19 protein-coding genes, 1 tRNA gene and 1 pseudogene are annotated in these 23,012 nt (G+C 55.0%); 12 read left to right on the top strand and 9 right to left on the bottom strand.

What is annotated here, in order from left to right:
• Positions 1 to 60: 60 nt before the first annotated feature.
• Complete coding sequence (locus tag ABLV17_RS18210; protein ID WP_308958326.1) at positions 61 to 2,148, top strand: DUF1176 domain-containing protein; 2,088 nt, start codon at positions 61 to 63, stop codon at positions 2,146 to 2,148.
• Positions 2,149 to 2,262: 114 nt separating this feature from the next.
• A tRNA-Phe gene (locus ABLV17_RS18205) sits at positions 2,263 to 2,338 on the top strand.
• Between the two features lie 368 nt (positions 2,339 to 2,706).
• Here ABLV17_RS18205 and ABLV17_RS18200 read toward each other — a convergent pair.
• Positions 2,707 to 2,994 carry a PerC family transcriptional regulator gene (locus tag ABLV17_RS18200; RefSeq protein WP_020079839.1) on the bottom strand — a complete coding sequence of 96 codons (288 nt, stop codon included), beginning with the start codon at positions 2,992 to 2,994 and terminating at the stop codon, positions 2,707 to 2,709.
• 330 nt (positions 2,995 to 3,324) lie between these two features.
• Positions 3,325 to 3,891, bottom strand: a complete 567-nt coding sequence (locus ABLV17_RS18195) for a LuxR family transcriptional regulator (protein ID WP_020079840.1) — start codon at positions 3,889 to 3,891, stop codon at positions 3,325 to 3,327.
• Positions 3,892 to 4,542: 651 nt separating this feature from the next.
• On the opposite strand from ABLV17_RS18195, the gene pgaA reads away from it, so the two are divergent.
• The 4 genes from pgaA to pgaD are packed head-to-tail and all read left to right on the top strand — an operon-like array spanning position 4,543 to position 10,769.
• Complete coding sequence (gene pgaA, locus ABLV17_RS18190) at positions 4,543 to 6,990, top strand: poly-beta-1,6 N-acetyl-D-glucosamine export porin PgaA (RefSeq protein WP_271031630.1); 2,448 nt, start codon at positions 4,543 to 4,545, stop codon at positions 6,988 to 6,990.
• Positions 6,991 to 6,998: 8 nt separating this feature from the next.
• On the top strand, positions 6,999 to 9,014 hold the full coding sequence (gene pgaB / locus ABLV17_RS18185) for a poly-beta-1,6-N-acetyl-D-glucosamine N-deacetylase PgaB (RefSeq protein WP_348854529.1): 2,016 nt from the start codon (positions 6,999 to 7,001) through the stop codon (positions 9,012 to 9,014).
• On the top strand, positions 9,007 to 10,338 hold the full coding sequence (pgaC, locus tag ABLV17_RS18180; protein ID WP_087859248.1) for a poly-beta-1,6-N-acetyl-D-glucosamine synthase: 1,332 nt from the start codon (positions 9,007 to 9,009) through the stop codon (positions 10,336 to 10,338). Before pgaB ends, pgaC begins: the two co-directional genes overlap by 8 nt.
• Positions 10,335 to 10,769 (top strand): poly-beta-1,6-N-acetyl-D-glucosamine biosynthesis protein PgaD, encoded by a 435-nt coding sequence (gene pgaD / locus ABLV17_RS18175; protein ID WP_087859247.1) that lies wholly within the window; start codon positions 10,335 to 10,337, stop codon positions 10,767 to 10,769. The genes pgaC and pgaD overlap by 4 nt, the downstream gene beginning before the upstream one ends.
• A 57-nt stretch (positions 10,770 to 10,826) precedes the next feature.
• Here the strand turns inward: pgaD and ABLV17_RS18170 are convergent, their stop codons facing one another.
• On the bottom strand, positions 10,827 to 11,618 hold the full coding sequence (locus tag ABLV17_RS18170) for a DsbA family protein (RefSeq protein ID WP_045380425.1): 792 nt from the start codon (positions 11,616 to 11,618) through the stop codon (positions 10,827 to 10,829).
• 218 nt (positions 11,619 to 11,836) lie between these two features.
• Here ABLV17_RS18170 and ABLV17_RS18165 point away from each other — a divergent pair, with 218 nt between their 5' ends.
• The 3 genes from ABLV17_RS18165 (at position 11,837) to cbpM (ending at position 13,884) form a co-directional block, all read left to right on the top strand.
• Positions 11,837 to 12,520, top strand: coding sequence for a TerC family protein (locus ABLV17_RS18165; RefSeq protein WP_087859246.1), 684 nt, complete (start codon positions 11,837 to 11,839; stop codon positions 12,518 to 12,520).
• A 141-nt stretch (positions 12,521 to 12,661) separates the two neighbouring features.
• On the top strand, positions 12,662 to 13,579 hold the full coding sequence (gene cbpA, locus ABLV17_RS18160; RefSeq protein ID WP_308958321.1) for a curved DNA-binding protein: 918 nt from the start codon (positions 12,662 to 12,664) through the stop codon (positions 13,577 to 13,579).
• The gene (cbpM, locus tag ABLV17_RS18155; RefSeq protein ID WP_087859244.1) at positions 13,579 to 13,884 is read left to right on the top strand and encodes a chaperone modulator CbpM; all 306 of its coding nucleotides are present in this window, start codon (positions 13,579 to 13,581) and stop codon (positions 13,882 to 13,884) included. Before cbpA ends, cbpM begins: the two co-directional genes overlap by 1 nt.
• 192 nt (positions 13,885 to 14,076) lie before the next feature.
• Here the strand turns inward: cbpM and ABLV17_RS18150 are convergent, their stop codons facing one another.
• From ABLV17_RS18150 to ABLV17_RS18130, 5 genes and pseudogenes are all read right to left on the bottom strand, one after another.
• Positions 14,077 to 14,448: a plasmid partitioning/stability family protein gene (locus ABLV17_RS18150; RefSeq protein ID WP_087859243.1), complete on the bottom strand. Its 372-nt coding sequence runs from the start codon at positions 14,446 to 14,448 to the stop codon at positions 14,077 to 14,079.
• 9 nt (positions 14,449 to 14,457) lie between these two features.
• On the bottom strand, positions 14,458 to 15,414 hold the full coding sequence (locus ABLV17_RS18145) for a plasmid stability protein StbA (protein ID WP_015368687.1): 957 nt from the start codon (positions 15,412 to 15,414) through the stop codon (positions 14,458 to 14,460).
• Positions 15,415 to 15,618: 204 nt separating this feature from the next.
• Positions 15,619 to 15,683 (bottom strand): annotated as a pseudogene (locus ABLV17_RS18140) (hypothetical protein); the annotation flags it as partial.
• 5 nt (positions 15,684 to 15,688) lie between these two features.
• Complete coding sequence (gene melB / locus ABLV17_RS18135) at positions 15,689 to 17,104, bottom strand: melibiose:sodium transporter MelB (RefSeq protein WP_113374726.1); 1,416 nt, start codon at positions 17,102 to 17,104, stop codon at positions 15,689 to 15,691.
• Between the two features lie 92 nt (positions 17,105 to 17,196).
• A complete protein-coding gene (locus ABLV17_RS18130) occupies positions 17,197 to 18,549 on the bottom strand; it encodes an alpha-glucosidase/alpha-galactosidase (protein ID WP_308958319.1) in 1,353 nt (450 codons plus the stop codon).
• A 239-nt stretch (positions 18,550 to 18,788) separates the two neighbouring features.
• Between ABLV17_RS18130 and melR the strand changes: the two genes are divergently transcribed.
• Positions 18,789 to 19,727, top strand: coding sequence for a transcriptional regulator MelR (melR, locus tag ABLV17_RS18125; protein WP_032715623.1), 939 nt, complete (start codon positions 18,789 to 18,791; stop codon positions 19,725 to 19,727).
• Between the two features lie 50 nt (positions 19,728 to 19,777).
• Here melR and proP read toward each other — a convergent pair whose 3' ends face one another.
• A complete protein-coding gene (proP, locus tag ABLV17_RS18120; protein ID WP_020079848.1) occupies positions 19,778 to 21,280 on the bottom strand; it encodes a glycine betaine/L-proline transporter ProP in 1,503 nt (500 codons plus the stop codon).
• A gap of 534 nt (positions 21,281 to 21,814) precedes the next feature.
• Here proP and ABLV17_RS18115 point away from each other — a divergent pair.
• Positions 21,815 to 22,150, top strand: coding sequence for a zinc ribbon domain-containing protein YjdM (locus tag ABLV17_RS18115; RefSeq protein WP_015704081.1), 336 nt, complete (start codon positions 21,815 to 21,817; stop codon positions 22,148 to 22,150).
• 284 nt (positions 22,151 to 22,434) lie between these two features.
• Positions 22,435 to 22,869: a VOC family metalloprotein YjdN gene (yjdN, locus tag ABLV17_RS18110; protein WP_308958318.1), complete on the top strand. Its 435-nt coding sequence runs from the start codon at positions 22,435 to 22,437 to the stop codon at positions 22,867 to 22,869.
• Positions 22,870 to 23,012 lie beyond the last annotated feature (143 nt).

Raw genomic sequence — 23,012 nt, 5'->3', positions numbered from 1 at the left:
ATTTCCCAAGCCCTGCAAGGCGCATATAATTCCCTGACACTTTCTGTGGCAGGGATCTATATGCGTCCACTTCTCTGGGCCGCCGTAATGGGGCTCTGTTCAACCTCGCTGATGGCCGCCCCTCCTCGCGGTTTCTCTTTCGCCTACAAAGACTGGGAAGTCGCCTGCGATAATACCGGCACCTGCCGGGCTGCGGGCTATGGCGCGACAATGGGCGAAGTCAGCGTCCTGCTGACTCGCAGTGCGGGCGCAGGGCGGCAGGCAACCGCGCAGGTCACCTTTGCGCAGACCGAGCACGATATTCCGCCAGATGCCAGCGTAAATCTTTTTATCAACGATAGCGATCGCGGGACGCTTGAGGCTATCGACGACAGCCATTTTCATTTCGACAGTACGCAAACCAGCGCGCTTATTACCGCCCTGGAGCAAAACGCAAACATCGAGCTATCGCTCAATGGCCAGCGCAAGCGGCTGTCGAACGCAGGCAGCAGCGCGGTGTTCCTCAAGATCGATGAATTCCAGCGGCGGATCGGCACCGCCGATGCGCTGTTACGTAAAGGCGACGGTGACGACAGCACCGTTCTGCGCGCCATTCCCGCGCCGGAGATCCTGAGCGCGCCGTTTATTCACAGCGCCCAGCCCGTTGCGCTCAACGCGAAACAACAGCAGAAATGGCTACCGCAATTGGAAATCGCGCTCAACAGCCAGTGTGATGACAGGCAAAACGCCGATATTCCGACCAGCGAACGACAAATCACCCTCACTCCGCTGGATAAAAATCACTCGCTACTGCAGACTCTGTGCTGGCGCGCCGCCTATAACGACGGCTACGCGATGTGGGTTGTCGATAACACACAGGCCGCCAGGCCACAGCTCATTACCACGGATGCTTCCAGCTATAACGATGGCGTAATCGCCTTCTTCAACAAGGGACGCGGCGTCGCCGACTGCGTCAGCGGAGAAGAGCGAGTGTGGGATGGCAAAGCTTTTGTGCAAAGTCTGAAATACAGTACCGGCATGTGTCGGGAAATCACCCCAGGCGGAACCTGGCAGCTTCCTACCTTCGTCAGCAAGGTTATTCCCCGCAAGCAACGAGAGGCCGATATACTCGCGCTGAAGACGTTGCACGACGCGGTCCTAAAAGAGCAAAAACGCAACCCGGAACTTGCATTAGAGAACATTGCGGAACAGTTTCCGCTCAGCGGACACATCAGCCACTTTACCCTCACCTATGCCGACGACGCGCCGGTCTCCACCACCAAGCCAGCGGCGGATATCAGCGACGATGAGTGGCAGGCGTTTTTACATTCCGATATCAGCGCCGATTCGGAAAACGGCAAAGTCAGCTTCACGCTTATCGACCTCGACGGCGACGGCAAACGCGATCTCATCATCGATAGCTATGTTGGCGGTACCGGCCTGTTCAGCTATACCGGCGTGCTGAAACGCGGTGATAACGCCTTTGAATCGGTGAACGATGCCGACAGCAATGACGACGATAACTTCGATGCCGGCGTGCCCGGCGCCCTTTACTCTATTAACGATCGCGGAGCGAACCAGTGGGGCCGCTGGGTCAGAATCAACGGCCAGGTTTACGCCCTGTGGTTTAACGGCGTGTTTGGGGAAGATAACCTCTATCTGCTGCGTCCGTTTAACCAGAGCGACCTGACGCCGGCCATCACCATCCGCTACCGTTATAACCTCAATATCATTAGCGCTGCGGAAAACGGGCAGTCACCCACCCCAGCCTTAAACGATAAAGATAAAGCGGGTTTATTGAAGTCATTGGACGTCATGCAAGGTAGCCTGCTAAAGGATAAACCTGCTGACGATAACGATGAGCCGATTTGCCCTGTTCCCCCCGGTACCGCTAAAGATGATGTGGACAGCTACTATGGCGGCGCTGCGGGGCACTACACCGTTGAAACGGTGGCGTGGATCCCGGTGTGGCTCAACGATAAATGCTTTATCGGCACCATTTTCAGCCATCATGGCGCTTACCGCCACGGGGTGGATGCGATCTTAACCATCAATTCGCCACGAGATGACGAAGAGATCGTTGGCGATTATGACATCTCCGGAAAACGCCATGCCATCGCCATCACCCGCGGCTGGAGAGTCCGCGAAGGCGATAACGGCGTGATGTGATTTTAAGCAAAACGCCCCTTTTGGCGCGGAATTGCCGCAAAGATAAGCAATCAAACAATAAATAGAGAAATTTCATTGACGCAGTGGGCGGATTACGGTTTAATGCGCCCCGTTGCCCGGATAGCTCAGTCGGTAGAGCAGGGGATTGAAAATCCCCGTGTCCTTGGTTCGATTCCGAGTCCGGGCACCACTATTTAAAGAACCCGCCCAAAAGGCGGGTTTTTGCTTTTCTACGGCCGGACTCTCCATCGAACTGCGTTCGATTATTCGCCGCAACGCGGCTCACCCCTTCGGGGCCAGCGCGACAAGCGCGCTGTTCAACGTCAATGGCATACCGTAGGCCTGATAAGCGCAGCGCCATCAGGCGTAATGCAGGCATAGAAATCCCCGGCTTGTATCGATAGCCTTTCCTCTACCCAATGTATGATTTCAAAATGAAAAAATGAACCTGAAGGAGGAATGGAGGGAGCACTATGCATCAGAATTTAATCCCCATATCAGGGCACAAATGCTCTCCTCCTGAAACGGGCAAGAGAGAAAGGAACGCGCCACGCAGAGCTAGCGCCGCGTCGCTTTCTTCTTAGCGGGAAGGCGGAACACTTCCCCATTCGGCTTGGCAATTCCCATACGGTACTGCGTTTCTCTGGCTGCCTTGTGGATGTCAGCAAACTCTTCTTTACGCGCCGGCGGCAGCTTCGCTTTTTTCAGGCATTTATTGCGGTGCATCCTAATCCATTCACGGTCATTATCATCGACACACGTCTGCATCACATCCACCCAGCGCGAAGCGGCCCGACGGTACAATCCACGGGCTTCCAGAGACTCGGCAATACTGTCCTTGATCATTCGATAATTTCTCTCACATATGCTAGCTAATTTGCGTATATAAATATAACCACGCCATCCGAAGAAATAATGAAAGAAAACCCCGATAATTTGATCCACGATAAATCTATGCCAGCTCAATATTGAGGACATTTATAATATTAATTGCTGTGTGCATTAAAACTGCCGAAGCAGTAAGTACTTCCAAAGAGCATTTTTATCATATACCGCGGATTATCATCTGAGTTATTCCTGAACTACGGTTATACCTATCAATGATTGATTAAATTAACATAATACCGTTGTTGAGTAGCTTGTAGTAGATACCTTACTCTGTATTCATTTCCCTTTTTATCGCTTCTGCGCGGGACACTCCAGCAGTCTATTTTTAAAGATAAACAAACAGGCCTCATTAAAGTTGGCCAGTCCCAGACGTTCATAAAGCTCAATGCGTTTACGATACAGGCTTTTCACTGAAGTATTAAGCACCCCGGCAATTTGATCCATGGTCATTCCGGCCCTGAGCAAAGTCAACGTCATATGTTCCTGTGGTTTCAGGCTGAAATTCTTGAGCCATTCTCGGGTCAGCCGCTTACTCTTCACATCAAGAAACAGGCTAAATAAATTAGCCATATCCGTAGGCGTCAAAGACATGTTGAGAAACCACTTTAAGCTCAGCAAATGCTCTTCCCGATGGCGCATATCAAGCATAATACAGCAGATACGTTTACCCGCTTCCGCTGCGCCAGGAATAAGATAATCATAAAAACAAAGCGGCGCTCGACTATCCACCAGCACCGAAAACTCCTCGGCATCACTCTCAAAAAGCTTATGCTCAATCGAATGTAACTGGATGATATCTGGAAAGAAAATCCTTACCCCTTCAAAGAGATAGTGATCCTGAGTAACTAAAAACATTGTCGTTGCCACAAATCATCCCTTTAACAATAAAGCAACAAAACCCCTCCAGGGAGAATATGCACAGCGCCTGGTGGCGTGCTGACTATGGCGAGCAAAATAAAGCATGTGTTTGTCGTTTTAGTAAACCTCCAACCTCTCCATCTATAGTGAATGCTCCACTCCACGACTCTTACGTCATTTCCTAATTATCTGCCCTTCGGCTAATTATAAATAAAAAACTCGCACAAAAAAGAAGCTTTTCCACTATTGAGAATTTTTGTCAAAAATCGTCTTAAATATCTACACCAACAGCCTAACATTATGCATGGAAAAGCGAACCAAAAACATTAAAACAGAATTTCGGACGCACTTTAACTTTTTCCAATTCAGTTAGTTATGCGTAACATCAGACAATTAATTATTGTATAAAAGGACAATTTCCAGATTTATCTTAAAACCACAGGTCTATTATTTGACATATTTTCAGGCAAACATATCAGGTGTACATTAATCGCCACCCCGTTATCGCGAGGAGATATTTTATTACCTTAAATAAGTAATCGCAGCCGCGTACCGTCAGGTAAAAACTCATTACCCCATCCTTTTGCATTCAGCTAAAAGGCCGACGTGTTGTGCAATGGATTCTTGATGGACATATGGTAAATAGTTATGGGAAGATCAACTCGTTTCAATAAGTTATTCTTTTATCGCCGCACGACATTCTCGCTTTCAATTAGTTTATTGTTGTTAACGCCTATTCTGGCTCAGGGGGCTGAGTCGATATATGAACAGCATGTACTACAGGCGCGTGAAGGTAATTACTCTCCTTTTCTCGATTATCTTCAGCAGTATCAGCAACAACATGCCTTGACGCCTGAGCAAGTCGCCGACTGGCTACAAATTGCCTCCTGGGCTGGACGTGATGAGGAAGTTATCCAGGTGTGGCAGCGTTATCAGGTTTATATGGCGCTACCGGCACGCGGTACGGCGGCAGCGGCGCAGGCTTACCGTAATCAAAAACGGTGGTCTTCGGCGCTGGCGCTTTGGGATCAAGCGCTCAGCCAACAGCCGAAGAACGACGATTATCTTATTGGCCGGATTAAAACGCTGGCCGATGCGCGCCATGACGGGCAGGCGCTAAGTGAAGCCCGCCGCTTAGTCGCCACCACACCCAGCGCCGCTCACCTGCAGACGCTCTCCTACGTCTATTTACGTCAGGGAAAAAGCTGGGACCAGCTGCTCACCGATATGCGCGCGCAGGAGCTCGCGCCGCAAAACAGAGAGACGCTCAATAGCCTGATTGAAAGCCTGAGCAGCAATCGCATCAATTCGCCTGCGCTGCAATGGTCAGCCAAAACCACCTTAACGCCCGCGCAGCAGCGAAAGCTGGAAATGGACGCGGCGGCGGAGTGGGTACGGCTGGCGGACACCCCTGCCCGCGGTGAACAGGAGCGCTTTCGCCTGGCGCAAATGGCGCTCAACCGCTACGACGCGCTGTTCGCCCGCTGGCGTCAGGATCCGCAGGCCGCAGAGGATCTTGCCCGCGCGCGTATTGACCGCCTCGGCGCGCTATACACCCGCGGCTATTACACTCAGGTCATCAGTGAATATCAGTCGCTGACCGCCGCTCAGCAGCCCGTTCCTGACTGGGCCATCGGCTGGGTTATCTCCTCTTATCTTGCGCAACAGAACGTCGGGGCCGCGCAGGCGATCGCCCGCCAACATCCCCTTTATCGACCTGATCCGCAAGATGATCAGCATGAGTTATTTTACGCGCTGCTGGACAGCGGCCAGTATCAGGCCGCCCGCGACTATCTCGCCAAAGTGACTAACGGTGTTCCCTACACCCGCCGCCTTTACGGCTCGCCGACGCCGCAGCCAAACGACCCGTGGCTGAACGCCCAATCGCTGAAGGTACAGTATTTACTGAGTACGAACGCATTGCCGGAAGCCGAGCGTCTCTCCCGCCGACTGGCCGCTACCGCGCCCGGTAATCAGGGGCTGCGCATTGACTACGCGGCGATACTGCAGGCGCGCGGTTTACCCCGCGCCGCCGAACGGGAACTGAAAGCGGCGGAAGCGTTGGAGCCGTCGAATATTCCCCTCGAACGCCAGCAGGCCTACGTGGCGATGGATCTTCAGGAGTGGCGGCAGATGGAGCTATTAACCGATGACCTGCTGGCGCGCAGCCCTGAAGACCTGAGCACGCAAAAATTAGCTCGCGCTCGCGAGGTGCACCATATGTCGGAATTGCGTCTCAACAGTACTCAGGGGATCCACTCGGATAACCCGGTCAGCGGTAGCCACGACTTTAGCTGGGATGCAGCGATTTACGGCCCGCCAATCGCTGATAACTGGCGGCTTTTCGCCGGTAATCGCTTCGCCAAAGGGAATTTTGATGAAGGAAAAGGCTCCAGCCGCCAGCTCTTTGGCGGCATCGAATGGCGCCCGCGTGATGCCTGGGCTGAACTGGAAATCTCCAACAACAATTTTGCCGGCGACAACAAACCCGGCGCCCGGCTTTCCGCCTGGCAAAGTTTCAACGATCGCTGGCAGATTGGCGGCGAGGTCGAACGCCTGTCGCGCCAGACGCCGCTGCGCGCGCTGCGCAATGGTATCAGCGCCAACCGCGGCGAGGGATGGGTTCGCTGGTATCAAAACGAGCGACGCGAATATCGCTTTAGCGCCGCCGCCAGCCGCTTCTCCGACCACAACCGTCGTCAGGAATACACCTTCACCGGCAAAGAGCGGCTCTGGCAATCGCCAACCATCACGCTCGATCTTGAACCTGGGCTTTCCGCCAGCGCCAACAGCCGGACGGATACCCTGTACTACAACCCGAAACGCGACTTCGCCGCCACCTCGGCGCTGGTCGCCGATCACGTCATGTATCAGCACTACGATACCGTCTGGAGCCAGCAGCTTGCGGCAGGCGGCGGCGCCTACTGGCAAAAAGCATATTCGGCCGGCGCTATCGCCATGCTCGGCTACGGCCAGCGTATTCGCTGGAACAACGTGATCGACACCGGCGTGATGCTGAACTGGGACAAGCGCCCTTACGACGGCAAACGCGAAAGCAATCTCTCCATTGCCCTTGATGCGAATTTACGGTTTTAAGGATAAACATGGTCAACAAAAGTATCCGCATCAGCCTGATGGTTATCGGCTGGCTCCTGATGACCTGCGCGCTTCGCGCAGAGACGATTCCTTTTCTGCCGCCGGACGCGCGGCCGCAGCCGGAGGCGAATAAGCCCTGGCCGCAGAATAAGTTTTTGGTACTGGCCTATCACGATGTAGAAGACGATGCCGCCGATCAGCGCTATCTGGCGGTGCGTACCAGCGCGCTCAACGATCAAATCGGCTGGCTGCTGCACAATGGTTATAAGGCCATCAGCGTGCAAAATATTCTCGACGCCAACGCGGGGTTAATCACCCTGCCGCCGAAGGCATTTCTGCTGAGTTTCGATGATGGCTACAGCAGTTTTTACACCCGGGTCTGGCCGCTGTTAAAAGCCTGGAACGTCCCGGCACTGTGGGCGCCGGTAGGCAGTTGGGTCGATACGCCGGAGCAGAAAAAAGTCGATTTCGGCGGTCTGATGACCCCGCGCGAACGTTTCGCCACCTGGGAGATGGTGCGCGAGCTCGCGCAATCACCGCTGGTTGAAATCGGCGCGCATACCTGGGCTTCGCACTATGGTATTCAGGCCAATCCGCAGGGTAGCCGCGAACCGGCGGTTGCCAACCGCTTTTATGATAAGGCCAGTGGGCGCTACGAAAGCGACCAGCAGTTTCACCAGCGCATCGATACCGACGTGCGCAAAGTGAGCGACAAAATCGCCGACGTCACCGGCAAAGCGCCGCGCGCCTGGGTATGGCCCTACGGCGCGGCCAACGGCACATCGCTGGCTATTGCCAAAAATCGCGGCTATCAACTGGCGTTTACCCTAGGCGATGGTCTGGGCGACGTGCGCGATCTGGATAACATTCCCCGTCTGCTTATCTCCGGTAACCCGTCGATCAAGGCCTTCGCCAGCCAGGTGACGCAAATCCAGGAGCGTGAACCGGTTCGGGTGATGCACGTCGATCTCGATTATGTCTACGATAAAGACCCGGCTCAGCAGCGCAAAAATATCGATAAGCTGATCCAGCGCGTCTATGACATGAAAATCACTCACGTTTTCCTACAGGCCTTTTCCGATCCGCTCGGCGACGGCACGGTGAAAGCGCTCTACTTCCCCAACCGCCGCCTGCCGATGCGCGCCGATCTGTTTAATTTCGTCGCCTGGCAATTGCAGACGCGCGGCGGCGCCAAAGTGTATGCGTGGATGCCAGTGCTGGCGTTCGATCTGGACGGTTCGCTACCGCGCGTACAGCGCTGGGATGCACAAAGCAACACGCTGCGCCAGGCTACTCACCCCTATGTACGTCTGTCGCCATGGAATAGCCAGGTGCGCGACGAGATCCGCGATATTTATCAGGACCTTGCCCGCTACGCGACCTTTGACGGCGTGCTGTTCCACGACGACGCGGTACTGACGGATTACGAAGATGCCGGCGCCGGGGCGATGGCTGCCTGGCGTGCGGCGGGCCATCGGGAGGATATCGCGCAGATCCGCCAAAACCCCGCCACGCTGCACGCCTGGACGCGATTTAAAAGTCAGACGCTTATCGACTTCACCCGCACGCTCAGCCAGAGCGTGAAAGCGATTCGCGGCCCGCAGGTGAGAACCGCGCGCAATATCTTCGCCCTGCCGATCCTGCAACCGGAAAGCGAGGCCTGGTTCGCGCAGAATCTGGATGATTTTCTGGCGGCCTACGACTGGACGGTGCCGATGGCGATGCCGCTGATGGAATCCGTTCCGGTTGCGGAAAGCGATGCGTGGCTGGCGCGTCTGGTGCGCGCCGTCAGCGCCAGGCCGGGCGCACTGAAGAAAACCATTTTTGAGCTGCAGGCTAAAGACTGGACTCTCCCGCAGCAGAACGCCATCCCTGACCAACAGCTGGTCGACTGGATGCGGACATTACAGCTCAACGGCGTCAACAATTACGGCTACTACCCCGACGATTTCCTTAATAATCAGCCTGATATCTCGAAAATCAGGCCCCTGTTTTCATCGTACTGGTATCCCAACAATGACTGATCGCATTATCGCATTTTCGATTTTATGCCTGGTTTTCGGGCTACCGCTGGGCGTGGCCGCCGTTTTCACCGGCGAGTTGATACTGGATTTCGTCTTCTTCTGGCCGCTGTTTATGTCGGTGCTGTGGATAACCGGCGGGCTCTACTTCTGGTTTCAACTGGAACGCCACTGGCCGTGGGGTAAAGAGACGCCGCCGCCGAAACTCGACGGCGATCCGCTGATCTCTATTTTGATTCCCTGCTTTAACGAGGAGAAAAATGCCCGCGAGACCATCGAAGCCGCGCTGGCTCAGCGCTATCGCAACATTGAGGTGATCGCCATCAACGACGGCTCCTCCGACGATACCGCCAGGGTGCTGAATCAACTGGCGGAAGAGTACGACCTGCTGCGGGTGATTCATCTAGCCGAAAATCAGGGGAAAGCGGTAGCGCTGAAAGCCGGCGCTGCCGCCGCGCGTGGGGACTTGCTGGTGTGCATCGACGGCGATGCCCTGCTCGACCGTGATACCGCCGCCTACCTGGTAGCGCCGCTGATTCAGTATCCCCACGTCGGCGCGGTGACCGGCAACCCGCGAATTCGTACCCGCTCGACGCTGATTGGCCGCATTCAGGTCGGCGAATTCTCTTCGATAATCGGGCTGATTAAGCGCACCCAGCGTATTTACGGCCGGGTGTTTACCGTCTCCGGTGTGATTGCCGCTTTTCGTCGCCAGGCGCTGGCGGACGTCGGCTACTGGAGCCCGGATATGATCACCGAAGATATCGATATCAGCTGGAAGCTGCAGCTACGCCATTGGGCGATTTTCTTCGAGCCGCGAGCGCTGTGCTGGATCCTGATGCCGGAGACGCTGAAGGGGCTGTGGAAACAGCGGTTACGCTGGGCGCAGGGCGGCGCCGAGGTTTTTCTGGTCAATCTGCGCCGCCTGTTTCGCTGGGAGCATCACCGGATGTGGCCGCTGTTTCTCGAATATGCCCTCTCCACGCTGTGGGCCTTCGCCTATGCGGTCACCATTTTGCTGTTCATCGCCAGCCATTTTGCCCCGCTGCCGGAGAATCTGACCGTCCGCAGCCTTTTTCCGCCGGAATTTACCGGGCTGCTGCTGGGGGTGATGTGTCTGCTGCAGTTTATCGCCAGTCTGTACATCGAACGGCGCTATGAACGCGGCGTCGCCGGCTCGCTGTTCTGGGTGATCTGGTTTCCGATGGTGTACTGGATGATTGGCCTGTTAACCACCATCGTTGCCTTCCCCAAAGTCATGTTGAAACGTAAACGCGCCAGGGCTCGCTGGGTCAGCCCCGATAGAGGTAAAGGAAGAATGTCATGAACGAACAAACCCTGATCTTAACCGAGCATCGCGTGTTGCCGCGCATCTTTGACGGCGTATTAACCGCTATCGCGTGGGCCGGCTTCGCCTTTTTTCTGTATGCCAATTTGCTGATGCAGTTTACCCAGCACGGTAACGACAGCTGGGACGCGATTATGGCGTCGTTTAATACCGTACTGGTCTATTTACTGGTGGCGGCAATTAACGGCTGGCTGCTGATTTTGTGGTATCAGTACAATCTACGCCGTTATAACGCCCGGCGACACGGCAGCATGGCCTCGCTACGTCATGAAGAACTAGCGGAGAGCTTTAATATCGCACCGCAAATCATTTCCGAGATGAGCCAATATAACCTGCTGACGGTATATCACGACCAGATTGGCAGAATCATTGATTTAAAAATCAATCAGAGCGAGGAAGACGAACGCTAACGGAACCACAAAAAAGGCCGCATCGCTTGCGGCCTTTGTGCTTACGGGGCGGTGAAATTAGTTACCGCCGGCTTTCTTAATCGCCGCATCCAGCGAGGCTTTGTCGGCCAGTCCCGGGAAGACGGTAATGGTCGCTTCGGTCGCGCCAGTTGTCGGCATGACTATCACGCCAGGCGTACCGCTTAAGCCAATCTCCTGCGCCAGCTGGTTAATGTTTTCCAGCGCCGGTTCGACATCCGCCGCTTTTTTGGCGTCAAAGTTCACCTTTTTCGCCTGCTGTTGGATGTCCGCCGCCGTCAGTTTGCCTTCGTTATGCCCGGTGGCGTAAACGCCGTTGTGGTAAGTCAGATAGGCCTCGGCCCCTTTCTGCTGATATATCTGCAGACCGGTTTTCGCCGCATCCAGCGAAGTTGCCCAACGGCTGCCGAAAATCGGCCACTCTTTGAAGGCAAAACGGGTTTGCGGATGGTCTTTAATCACCTGCTCCATAACCGGCGCGAGGCGGCTACAGTAGATGCATTGATAATCGAAGAACTCGATAACGGTGACTTTACCGTTAGCCGGGCCGTAGGTTGGCGTGGCCTTATCCTGCGTCAGCTTGTCGGCATTCTTGATTACCGCCTGGGTAGCGGCGCTGGCCTGCTGCTCCGCCTGAATTTGCTGCAGCTTTTGGCTGGCCTGCAATAGCACTTCCGGATGGGCGACCAGGTAATCAGCGGCGATTTTGCCGATACGCGCTTCCTGCTCCGCGGTGAACGTCGCGGCCGGCGCGTCAGCGGCGCTGGCCAGCGCCGGCAGCAGGGAAGCGCCCGCCAGAGCGAGAATAAGTAGATTCTTGATGCCAGACATATTGAAAAGTCCTTACGAAAAGTAGACGGCAGGTGAGCCTAATCGGACAAAATATCATCCTTTGGCGGCGAATCATTGTCAGTCTATGCATTGATTCGTAACTTTATTTGTCAGACGCCGCGATTCCCCCTACGGCCTGAAGGGTGGTCAGGGGCGAAGAACGGGAGTACCCTGCGCCCATCTTTTTTGATCGACATTATTTGCAATACGAGCCAGGCATGAACGAAATATTGAGTCAGTGGGACTTCGCCGTTATTTTGCTACAAATCATCGCCATCGATTTGTTATTAGGCGGCGATAACGCGGTGGTCATCGCCATGGCCTGCCGCAAGTTGCCGGCGCATCTGCGCACCAAAGCCATTGTTATCGGTACTCTCGGCGCGATTATCGCCCGGGTCGCGCTGCTGGCGGTGGCGATTTATTTGTTGTCGTTGCCGTGGCTAAAAATCGTCGGTGCGTTACTGCTACTGTGGATTGGCATTAAGCTGGTCGCCAACGAGGAAGAAGAGAGCGATATCAGCAGCTCCAGTAGCCTGTGGCGCACCGCCGTCACCATCACCGTCGCCGATGTGATCATGTCGCTGGATAACGTGCTAGCCGTGGCAGCCGCCGGTAAAGGCCATCTCCTGCTGGTGGCGCTGGGGGTATTAATCAGCATCCCGATTATTGTCGCGGGCAGTAAGCTGGTGTTGGCCATACTGACTCGCTTTCCCTCGGTCGTATTGCTGGGCGGCGCGTTGATTGGCTGGATTGCCGGTTCAATGATGATAACCGACCCGACCTTTGTTCAGCTGTTCCCCAATTCCCCGAATTATCTACATTTTGTTGCCGGGGCCATTGGTGCGGCGCTGGTGCTGCTGGAAGGATGGCGGCGCAACTACCGCTCCGGCACCCCAGAATAATCACTGGATGCCGTCATCCCCGACGGCGTCAAGTTTTTGCCACTTTTCTCCGCCACCCTTTCTCATTTGCCCTACTCTTAATAGAGCCGCCTGATCCAGGGGTTCCGTGACCAGATTTTTGAGCATAAATGAGATAACACCATGGAATTAAAGGATTATTATACCATTCTAGGGGTTAAGCCAACGGACGATCTGAAAACCATCAAGACCGCCTACCGCCGTTTGGCTCGTAAATATCACCCCGACGTCAGCAAAGAGCCCGATGCCGAAGCAAAATTCAAGGATCTCGCCGAAGCATGGGAAGTCCTCAAAGACGATCAGCGTCGCGCCGAATATGATCAACTTTGGCAGCACCGCAACGATCCGCAGTTCAACCGCCAACAGCACGCCCACGAACAAAGCTACAGCCAGCAGGACTTCGACGATATCTTCTCCTCGATGTTCGGCCAGCAGGCGCATCACGCCCGCCGCCAGCGCGCCGAGCGCGGTCACGATGTCGAAATCGAAGTGGCGGTGTTCCTCGAAGAAACCCTCGCCGAACAGACTCGTACCGTCAGCTACAAGCTGCCGGTCTATAACGTCTTCGGCATGGTTGAGAGTGAAACGCCGAAAACGCTGAATGTGAAAATTCCGGCGGGGGTCAGCGATGGCCAGCGAATTCGCCTGAAAGGTCAGGGGACGCCAGGCGAAAACGGCGGCCCGAATGGCGATCTGTGGCTGGTGATTCACATCGCGCCGCATCCGCTGTTCGACATCAACGGTCATAACCTGGAGATCGTACTGCCGCTGGCGCCGTGGGAAGCCGCGCTGGGGGCGAAAGTCACCGTACCGACGTTAAAAGAGAGCATTCTGCTGACAATTCCGGCGGGTAGCCAGGCGGGACAACGGCTGCGCATCAAGGGCAAAGGGTTGGTAAGCAAAACCCACACCGGCGATTTGTTCGCCGTCATCAAAATCGTTATGCCGCCAAAACCAGATGAAAAAGCGCGTGAGCTCTGGCAGCAACTCGCCGAAAGCGAAGCCAGCTTCGATCCGCGTAAGACATGGGGGAAAGCCTGATGGCTAAAGTAACAGTGACGTTTACCATCACCGAGTTGTGCCTGCGCACCGGGGTGTCGCAAGAGGAGCTGACGGAGATCGTCGGCTTAGGGATGATTGAGCCGCACCAGCCGCAGGCTGAAACCTGGCTGTTTGACGACAGCGCGGTGACGATTGTGCATCGCGCTGTGCGCCTGCGTAACGAGCTGGAGCTGGACTGGCCGGGGATTGCGGTGGCGTTGACGCTGCTGGATGAAAATGCGCGACTCACCCGCGAAAATCGGCTACTGCAGCAGCGTCTGGCCCGCTTTTTGACCCACAGCTAAGCGGAGTTCCCGGGTCGCGGCGTTCCGCCTTGCCCGGCCTACAGGTCACTCACAGCGCAAACCGTAGCCCGGCTGCGCGTAGCGTAAGCCGGGAAATTTCCCGGGTCGCGGCGTTCCGCCTTACCCGGGCTACAGCTCGCTCACGGCGCAAACCGTAGCCCGGCTGCGCGCAGCGAGAGCCGGGAAAAGCGCTTAATCCGGCAGCGAGCCGGCGAGATTACGCGCGGAGACGCTCTCGCTCACCGGCGCAGGCGGCTCGGGCGCCTTAACCGGCGCGGCCGCTGGCGTAGATGCCGCAGCGGAAGAGGCTGGCTGAATCTCAAGAAACGAGGCCAGCATTCTACGCAGCGTCTCCGGTGGCGTATCTTCCGCCAGCAGCGCCGCCAGCATTGACGGCAGCCGGCTATCTACTTCACCCAACGCTAACCCTGCCAGCAGCGCTGTACGCGACATATCCCCGCGATCGCCACGATGATGGGCTTCAATTTTCGCGTCCGCAAAGCGCTCGCTGGCGCTGATATCCGGGCGCAGGTATATCAGAACCTTTCTGCGATCCAGAGTCATAGACGCTCCTTAACCAATAATTTTCAGACCACGCACGAGGGCGAACTGCGGCTCGTCGGCCACCACAAAGCGATCTTCGCGCAGACCCATGCGTTCGCGAATCGCATCGGCAACCAGCGGCGCGCCGCCGCCAATCACGATGGCGTGAGAATAGCCTTTAAAACTATCAATCGCCGTCAGAACGCGAGTCGTCAGGCGTTCGATGCTGTTGGAGATAACCTTTTTCACTTCAGATACCGCATCCGGATCGTTGATGTTATCGGTCAGATACTCTTCGTCGTGGCGGTTGATGATTATCTGGTCAACGTTATAACTGGAGGTATCGGTATTCGCCCGCGCCAGCGCCAGCTTAACGGCGTCGGTCACCAGCGATACGCCCAGCTTCGGGTCGCCGTAAATACGCGAAACCGAGGTCATTTGCCCGGCCACCATCGAAATATCCAGCGTGGTGCCGCCGAGGTCGACAATCAGCACCGAATGCGAGGGTTTCAGCTCATCGCACAGGCTGATACCCGCCGGAATGGATTCCGGACGCACGGTGACTTTAGTGATATTGAACACCACGCCTTTATTCAGTTTAACTTCGCGCAGCAGGCTCTTTTTCTTACGCTCAATGTTATCAAGACGATATTGCGCATCTTCATCATAAAATTCAGTCAGCGGCAGGGTGACCACAATCTCGACATCCTGCGGTTCGAGGCCGCTGGTCAGCAGAGCATGGTGAACAGCGATGGAGTTCAACGGGCTGTATTGCCAATCAATATTGTTGGTGGGTAACGCATCGGGGGTGATCAGGTCGAAAGAGTACTTTTCATCATCCACGGTGTAGTTAAATGGCTTCCCGGCGCCGAAAGTGGCAGACCAGCCGCGCTTGAAACTATTGGGGCTGATATGGGTGAAAGTTTCGCCATCTTGCTCCCACAGCATTTTGATATTGGTTGAACCATCATCGATAAAAATGCGCATCGCATTGCTCCATCACTGAGACAAATAAGAGAAAATGTAAGACCCAAAAAGAGTAGCAAGAGTTAAAAAGCAGCGCAAGAGCACGAAAAAGAGACAATTCTGAGTTTTATTTGAGAAACAATGGAGATTTCAATTAACTCATTGAGTTCAAAGAGAGAACTATAAGAGACAAATAAGAGAACTAAAAGTTTTCATTTCTGTCTATTTTAAACGCTTTTTTTGTGCAAAAAGAGAGCATCCCTCCCCTCTTTCGCCAGCGGTTTTCGCACGCTTTTTACACCTGATTGGGTACCACGATCGGCCGTTCCGGCTCGACGACATTTTCCGGTACCCGACGATATTTATCCAGCAGGTGAATCTGAATACGTCGCAACATATCGCCATTCAGTTTGTAATAGCGGAAATAGAGAAACAGCGTCAGAGCAAAAAAGATCGTCGGCAGCGCAATCATAATCGCCTGCATCCCCAGCAGCGTGTGGGATGATTGCACCACATTCGGCACGTAACCGATGATACCGAGCACGATGGCGATAAACCAGGCCGCAAACGCCGAACCGGCTTTGACCACCAGCGTCTGTACCGAGTAGGCGATACTTTCGCAGCGGATATTCATCGTATATTCGCCGTAGTCAACGGTATCGGCCACCATAATGACCTGCAGCACCCAGAACAGCGCGGTGCCAATATTCAACAACACTCCAGCCAGCGAAATCAGCGCAATGTTGTAAACCCCGCTCAGCGCCATCAGCAACAGTACGCCGCAGCCCAGCACCGGCATGATCGATGCCCCCGCCCACAGAATGCGTCGCGACAGACCTTTCACCAGCCGTGGGAACAGGATTAGCGTCAGCAAATTCGCCGCCCCCGCGTAGGACATGTAATACGGGAACATCTCCGCACTGCCAATCACGTAGGTAAAGTAATAAATCGCGAAGCCGGCAATGATATTCGCCGCCGTGTTATAGGCCAGCGCCATGCCCAACAGGCAGGCCAGCTGATCGTTTTTATAGATGAGCGCCACCATCTGGCGCAGTGAGAGATGGCTGGAATCCTCGCTTACGCCGCTATCCGACGAGTAAACCTCATGGACGTTGCGCAAGGTAACGAGGGTGGAAATTACGAAAAAGGCAATCAGCACCAGGGTAAACATCTGGAAACCGAAGCCGCGATCGGCGCCGCCGACGGCGCTGACAAACGGCAGTGTGACCCCGGCGGTCACAAACCCGGCAAGGCTGGCGAAAAAGCGCGGGTAAGGCACCAGCTGTTCACGTTCGCGTTTATCAAGGGTAATGGTCGGCACCAGCGACCAGAACGGCACATCCATGATGGTATAGGTGAAGCCCCACAGCAGGTAGGTCAGCCACACCCACGCCAGAAGCGCCCCGCCGCTGAAGTGATGGGCGCTGAACAGCATATACAGCACCACCGAGTTGGTGATAGTGCCGATCAGGATCCACGGCTTGAACTTCCCCCATCGCGATCGCGTGCAGTTGACGATCCATCCCATGATCGGATCGGCTATCGCATCGAGGATCCTTGCCACCAGGAACAAGGTGCCAACCACCCCAACCGATAAGCCAACAATATCGGTGTAGTAATACATCAGATACATGTAAACGATACCGATAGCGAAATCTTTACCAAAGGCACCAAATCCGTAGCTGAGCTTTGTTGTCATTGAAATACTCATAGGGTACAGGTCGCTGTCGCCAGCGCCTCCTTTAGCGTTTGATAGAGCATGGCAGGCGCCGCCGGACCAGATCCCCCGGCGGCATGAGAAGATTAACGGTGCAGCCAGTCCGGCAGCCAGTCGCCGTGGCTGGCGATCAGATCATCCACCAGCGCGTAGATCTCTTCGATCCCCAGCACCGCGGCGGTGTGCGGATCCATCATCGTGGCGTAATAAACGTAATCGCGATTTTCCGTCAGGATGGCCTCCGTTAGCAGCGTCTGCACGTTGATGTTGGTCTGCATCAGCGCCGCCAGATGCGCCGGCAGCGCGCCTACTTTCGTCGGCTGGATGCCGTTGGCGTCCACCAGGCAAGCAACTTCCACGCAGCAACCCTGCGGCAGGTTGTCGATAAGATTATCGTTGCGCACGTTGCCGTACACCACGCTTGGCTCGCCGGTCCAGATGGCATTCATGATGGTGCTGGCATACTCGCGCGAAGGTTTAACCTCGATACGCTCGCCGCTCTTATAGCTCTCCAGCTCTTTATGCCAGTTGGCCAACTGCTCGACGCAGCGTTTAGGGTACTCATCCAACGGCACTTTATAGCGGGCGATAAGATCGTCGCGCCCCGGCTTGATAAACCATGGCGTGTATTCGGCGAAATGCTCCGACGATTCGGTGACAAAGTAGCCCAGCTTTTTGAACATCTCATAGCGGACGATGTTCTCGCAGCGTGGATTGCCATGCAGGTTCGGCTTCGGCGCCAGTCCTTCGGCGTAGGCCTGCAGCAGGTCGGGATAGATACTGACGTAGCTGCCGTCCGCGAGCTTTTTCTCCAGCGACAGATAGAACGCCATATGGTTAATTCCCGCGCAGCGGTAACGTAAATCCGCCGGGTCGAGGTTAAGGTCGCGCGCCAGCTCTTCCGCTGTGCCTTGCACCGAGTGGCACAGACCCACCTGCTTGATATGCGGGTAGCGGGCGTACATCGCCCAGGTGTTCATCGCCATCGGATTAACGTAGTTAAGCATGGTGGCGTCCGGGCAGACCTCGCTCATATCGTCGCAGATAGCCCACAGGTGCGGGATGGTGCGCAGCGCGCGCATAATGCCTCCCGGCCCCAGCGTATCGGCAATGGTCTGCTCAAGGCCGTGGCGTTTACAGACTTCAAAGTCAATCACGGTGCACGGCTCGTAGCCGCCAATCTGGAAAGCGACAACAACAAAATCGGCGTTCCGCAAGGCGGTTTTACGATCGCGATGGCAGCTAATTTCGCCATTCGCGCCGACGGAATCCATCAGCTTTCGTACCACGGTATGTGACTCTTCCAGCCGGGTTTCATCGATATCCATCAGCGCGATATGCGCCGATTTCAGCGCCGGGCGCTGGAAAACATCACCGAGAATATTTTTGACGAACACCGTCGAACCGGCGCCGATAAAGGTAATTTTTGGGGCGGACATCGCGCTCTCTCCATCAGGTCATTGAACACTTTCAGAGTGGCATGCCGCTCGCCGCTGCGCTGCCCCGTTCCCGCCGGAGCATTCCCGGAAACTCAGATCGGCCATTAAGCGCCACAAAATCTGAGCTTTTGGGAATAGATCGGCTTAAAAGGAGAGAAAACGGGCCGATGATTCCGCTAAGCTGTAATCAGTTCAGGCTAAAAACGCAGCCACTCTGACGATCCAGGAATCCGCCCATGATGGAACACCGCTTCACTTCCCTGCCCCCCGACCCGCACATGTGCAGCAGCGATGAAAAGCAGAGCCGCAGCCCGCTGGCGCTCTATTCCGAGTATCAGCGCATGGATATCGAACTGCGCCCCCCGCACGCCATGGCCACCAGCCACTGGCACGGCCAGGTAGAGGTCAACGTGCCGTTCGACGGCGACGTGGAGTATTTGATTAACAATGAAGTAGTGCGCATTGAGAAAGGCTATATCACCCTGTTTTGGGCCTGTACGCCGCATCAGTTGACCCGCCCGGGCGACTGCCAGCAGATGGCGATATTCAACCTGCCGATGCATCTGTTTCTGTCGTGGCCGCTGGATCGCGAACTGATAAACCACGTCACCCACGGGATGGTGATTAAATCTCTTGCCGCCCAGCAGTTAAGCGCTTTTGAAGTACGCCGTTGGCAGCAGGAATTGAATCACGAGAATGAACAGATTCGCCAGTTGGCGATCGATGAAATCGCCCTGATGCTCAAGCGGCTGAGCCTCGCCGGCTGGCAGCCGATTCTGGTCAATAAGACCTCGCGCACGCACAAGAACAGCGTCTCGCGCCACGCGCAATTTTATGTCAGCCAGATGCTGGAATTTATCGCCGCCCATTATGACCAGGCGCTGACCGTCGATGCCGTCGCCGAGCACGTTAAACTCAACCCAAACTACGCGATGGGCGTTTTTCAGCGGGTAATGCAGCAGACCATGAAGCAGTACATCACCGCCATGCGCATCAATCACGTGCGCGCGCTGCTGAGCGACACCGATAAGACCATCCTTGATATCGCCCTCACCGCCGGGTTCCGGTCCAGCAGCCGCTTCTACAGCACCTTTACCCGCTACGTCGGCATGCCGCCGCAGCAGTACCGTAAATTGAGCCAACAGCGCCGCCACAGCCTTGCGTCGCCGCAGCCATAAAAAATGCCGCCGGGGTCTCCCCAGGCGGCATCGTGAACAGTGAAAAACGGTTAGTCGTTGATACGCGGATGCTGCTGTACCAGACGGGCGCGTTTTTCCTGCAGGTCGGCGATTTCCTGATCGATATCTTCGATTTTATGCTCGATGTTATCGTAGTGCTCGCCCAGAATTTCTTTCGCTTCCTGGATATCGGACGCCGCCGGTGTCGCCCCTTTCAGCGGACGGTTAGCGGTCTCTTTCATCGACAGGCCGGTAATCAGACCAATCACCGCAATCACCATCAGATAGTAAGCCGGCATCATCAGGTTCTGGGTGGTTTCCACCAGCCATGCCGCCAGCGTCGGCGTCAGACCGGCGATCAGCACCGAGATGTTAAAGGCGCTGGCCAGGGCGCTGAAGCGGATGTGGGTCGGGAACATCGCCGGCAGCGATGAGGCCATCACGCCGATAAAGCAGTTCAGCACCACCGCCAGCAGCAGCAGACCGGCGAAGATCAGGCCAATCACGTTACTGTTAATCATGATAAAGGCCGGGATAGACAGCGTGAACAGCGCGACGCTACCCACCAGGATAAACGGACGGCGGCCAAAACGGTCGCTCAGCATGCCGATAACCGGCTGGACAAACAACATGCCGACCATGATGGCGATAATAATCAGTACGCCGTGATCTTCCGAGTAGTGCAGGTTATGCGACAGGTAGCTCGGCATATAGGTCAACAGCATGTAGTAGGTCACGTTGGTGGAAATCACCAGGCCAATACAGGTCAGCAGGCTGCGCCAGTGCTTGGTGGCAATCTCTTTAAAGGAGACCTTCGGACCTTCCTGCAGGCCTTCGCGATCGCCCTGTTCAAGGGTATCCACGTGCTGCTGGAACGCCGGGGTCTCTTCCAACGCGTGACGCAGGTACAGGCCGATAATCCCCAGCGGCAGCGCCAGGAAGAACGGGATACGCCAGCCCCAGTCGAGGAAGTTCTCTTCACCCACGACGCTGGAAATCAGTACCACCACGCCTGCGCCCATCACGAAGCCGGCAATCGAACCGAAGTCCAGCCAACTGCCCATAAACCCGCGTTTACGGTCAGGCGAGTATTCGGCCACGAAGATCGACGCCCCGGTATATTCGCCGCCCACCGAGAAGCCCTGCGCCATTTTACACAACAGCAGCAGAATCGGCGCCCAGATACCAATAGTGGCATACGACGGAATAAGACCGATACAGAATGTACTTATCGACATGATAACGATGGTGATCGCTAAGATTTTTTGTCGACCGTATTTATCGCCGAGCATCCCGAAGAACAGGCCGCCGAGCGGACGAATCAAGAAGGGAACCGAGAAAGTACCGAGCGCGGCAATCATCTGCACGCTGGGATCGGCATCGGGGAAGAAGACTTTACCAAGGGCATAAGCCACAAAACCATACACACCGAAATCGAACCACTCCATCGCATTACCGAGCGAGGCCGCGGTGATGGCTTTTCGCAACTTACCATCATCGATGATGGTGACATCCCTAAGCGTGATCGGCTTTATTTTTTTCCTTTTAAGCATACTTTTCCTCTGTGCTATCGCCTTGAGCGCACGACTCCTCGCCAAATGACGAGGTCATTCGCGACGTACGTTGGGAGCGGCGAAGTGCTGTGCTCCACATTTCAAGCGTAGCAGGTTTGCCTGCACTGTCTTTCTGACAGAGTGTACAACCGAACCTGTTGACGCCTGCTCTGGCCTTAAATTAATAATTCACTTACCAAATAAGCAGTGACGAATTTACTTACATCCCTTTTTACCCTACCAGCGTTTAAATTTGGGATCAACTTCACGAAAAATTCGCCCAGCTTAATTACAGAGCCAAATAAAATGAATAAGTTCAATCTCTGTTTCGCCGCCGATGTTTATTTATGGACTTTATTAACGTCCATTTTTCAGCATATTCTCCGCAAAGCCAAAATAATTACCCTGCGTTATTTCCTGGAAAAAATACCCGACAAAAGTGCGGAATTGCGCTATAATCAGCCGCACTTTCGGCTAATAGCCGCTGTTTAACGGACCAACGTCCTATTTTTCCCAGTAATCACGAGGAACGCCATGCAACTTCCACACTGCCCAAAATGCCATTCTGAATACACATATGAAGATAACGGCATGTACATCTGCCCGGAATGCGCCCACGAGTGGAACAATGCCGAGCCGGCCGACGACACCGACGCGCTGATCGTAAAAGACGCTAACGGCAACTTACTTGCCGATGGCGACAGCGTGACCGTGGTGAAAGATCTGAAGGTAAAAGGCAGTTCCTCCATGCTGAAAATCGGCACCAAAGTGAAGAATATCCGTCTGGTCGAAGGCGATCACAACATCGACTGCAAAATTGACGGTTTTGGTCCGATGAAGCTGAAATCTGAATTCGTCAAAAAGAACTAATTAATTTTTTTTACGCCAGCGCCATTATTTTTCCGGCGCTGGCGGCAACCTCGCCGGCGCGTCCGAATATCAGCGGCGGATCGCGGCGAAGTTATTTTGCTAATTTCACGGAAATTATTCCCGAATCCTTCCAGCCAAACCGCGCGATCAATTCTCATTTCGTCTCTGCCTTCCCGCCACGCGGCGACGCATTTTCAGAAAAATTCACCCCGCTTTGCCGCCTGGCTTCTTTTGCCCGTCACCAACTACGCTTTATGGGTCATTGGTTATCTGAGGTCATGCTTATGTCCCTGAGTCCTTACATTGCTTTTAGCGGCAACTGCGCTGCCGCCATCGCCTTCTATCAGCAGGCGCTGGGGGCGCAGCTTATCCACCAAATCACCTACGGCGAGATGCCGCAGAGCGCCCAGGATGCCGAAGATGGTTGCGCCTCCGGGCAACATCTTGCCGCCGACTGCATCGCCCACGCCAGCCTGCAGGTCGCCGACAGTATTTTGATGTTGAGCGATAGCCCCAGTAGCGGCATGGAACATTACGCGGGATTCGTCCTCGTGCTGGAGCCAAAAGATATTGCTGAAGGCAAACACTGGTTTGAGGCGCTGGCCGATGGCGGGCGCATCGAAATGGCGTGGCAGGAGACCTTCTGGGCCCACGGTTTCGGCAAAGTGGTCGATCGTTTCGGCGTGCCGTGGATGGTTAACGTCGTCAAACAACCCTAATCTTCTCTCCAGGGCGGCTTCTCCGCCCTGTCATCTCACCGGCATTAACTCTTCATCCTGCGGTCATCGTGACTTAACAGGAATGTAACAAAAACGCGTCAGTATCGGCCCACGCTCAACGGGGATCCCCAAGGTGCTTAGTG

Origin of the sequence: Klebsiella sp. CN_Kp091, assembly GCF_040065095.1 — a bacterium.
GTDB classification, from domain to species: Bacteria; Pseudomonadota; Gammaproteobacteria; order Enterobacterales; family Enterobacteriaceae; genus Klebsiella; species Klebsiella aerogenes.
This window is presented reverse-complemented; position numbering and strand designations above follow the sequence as displayed.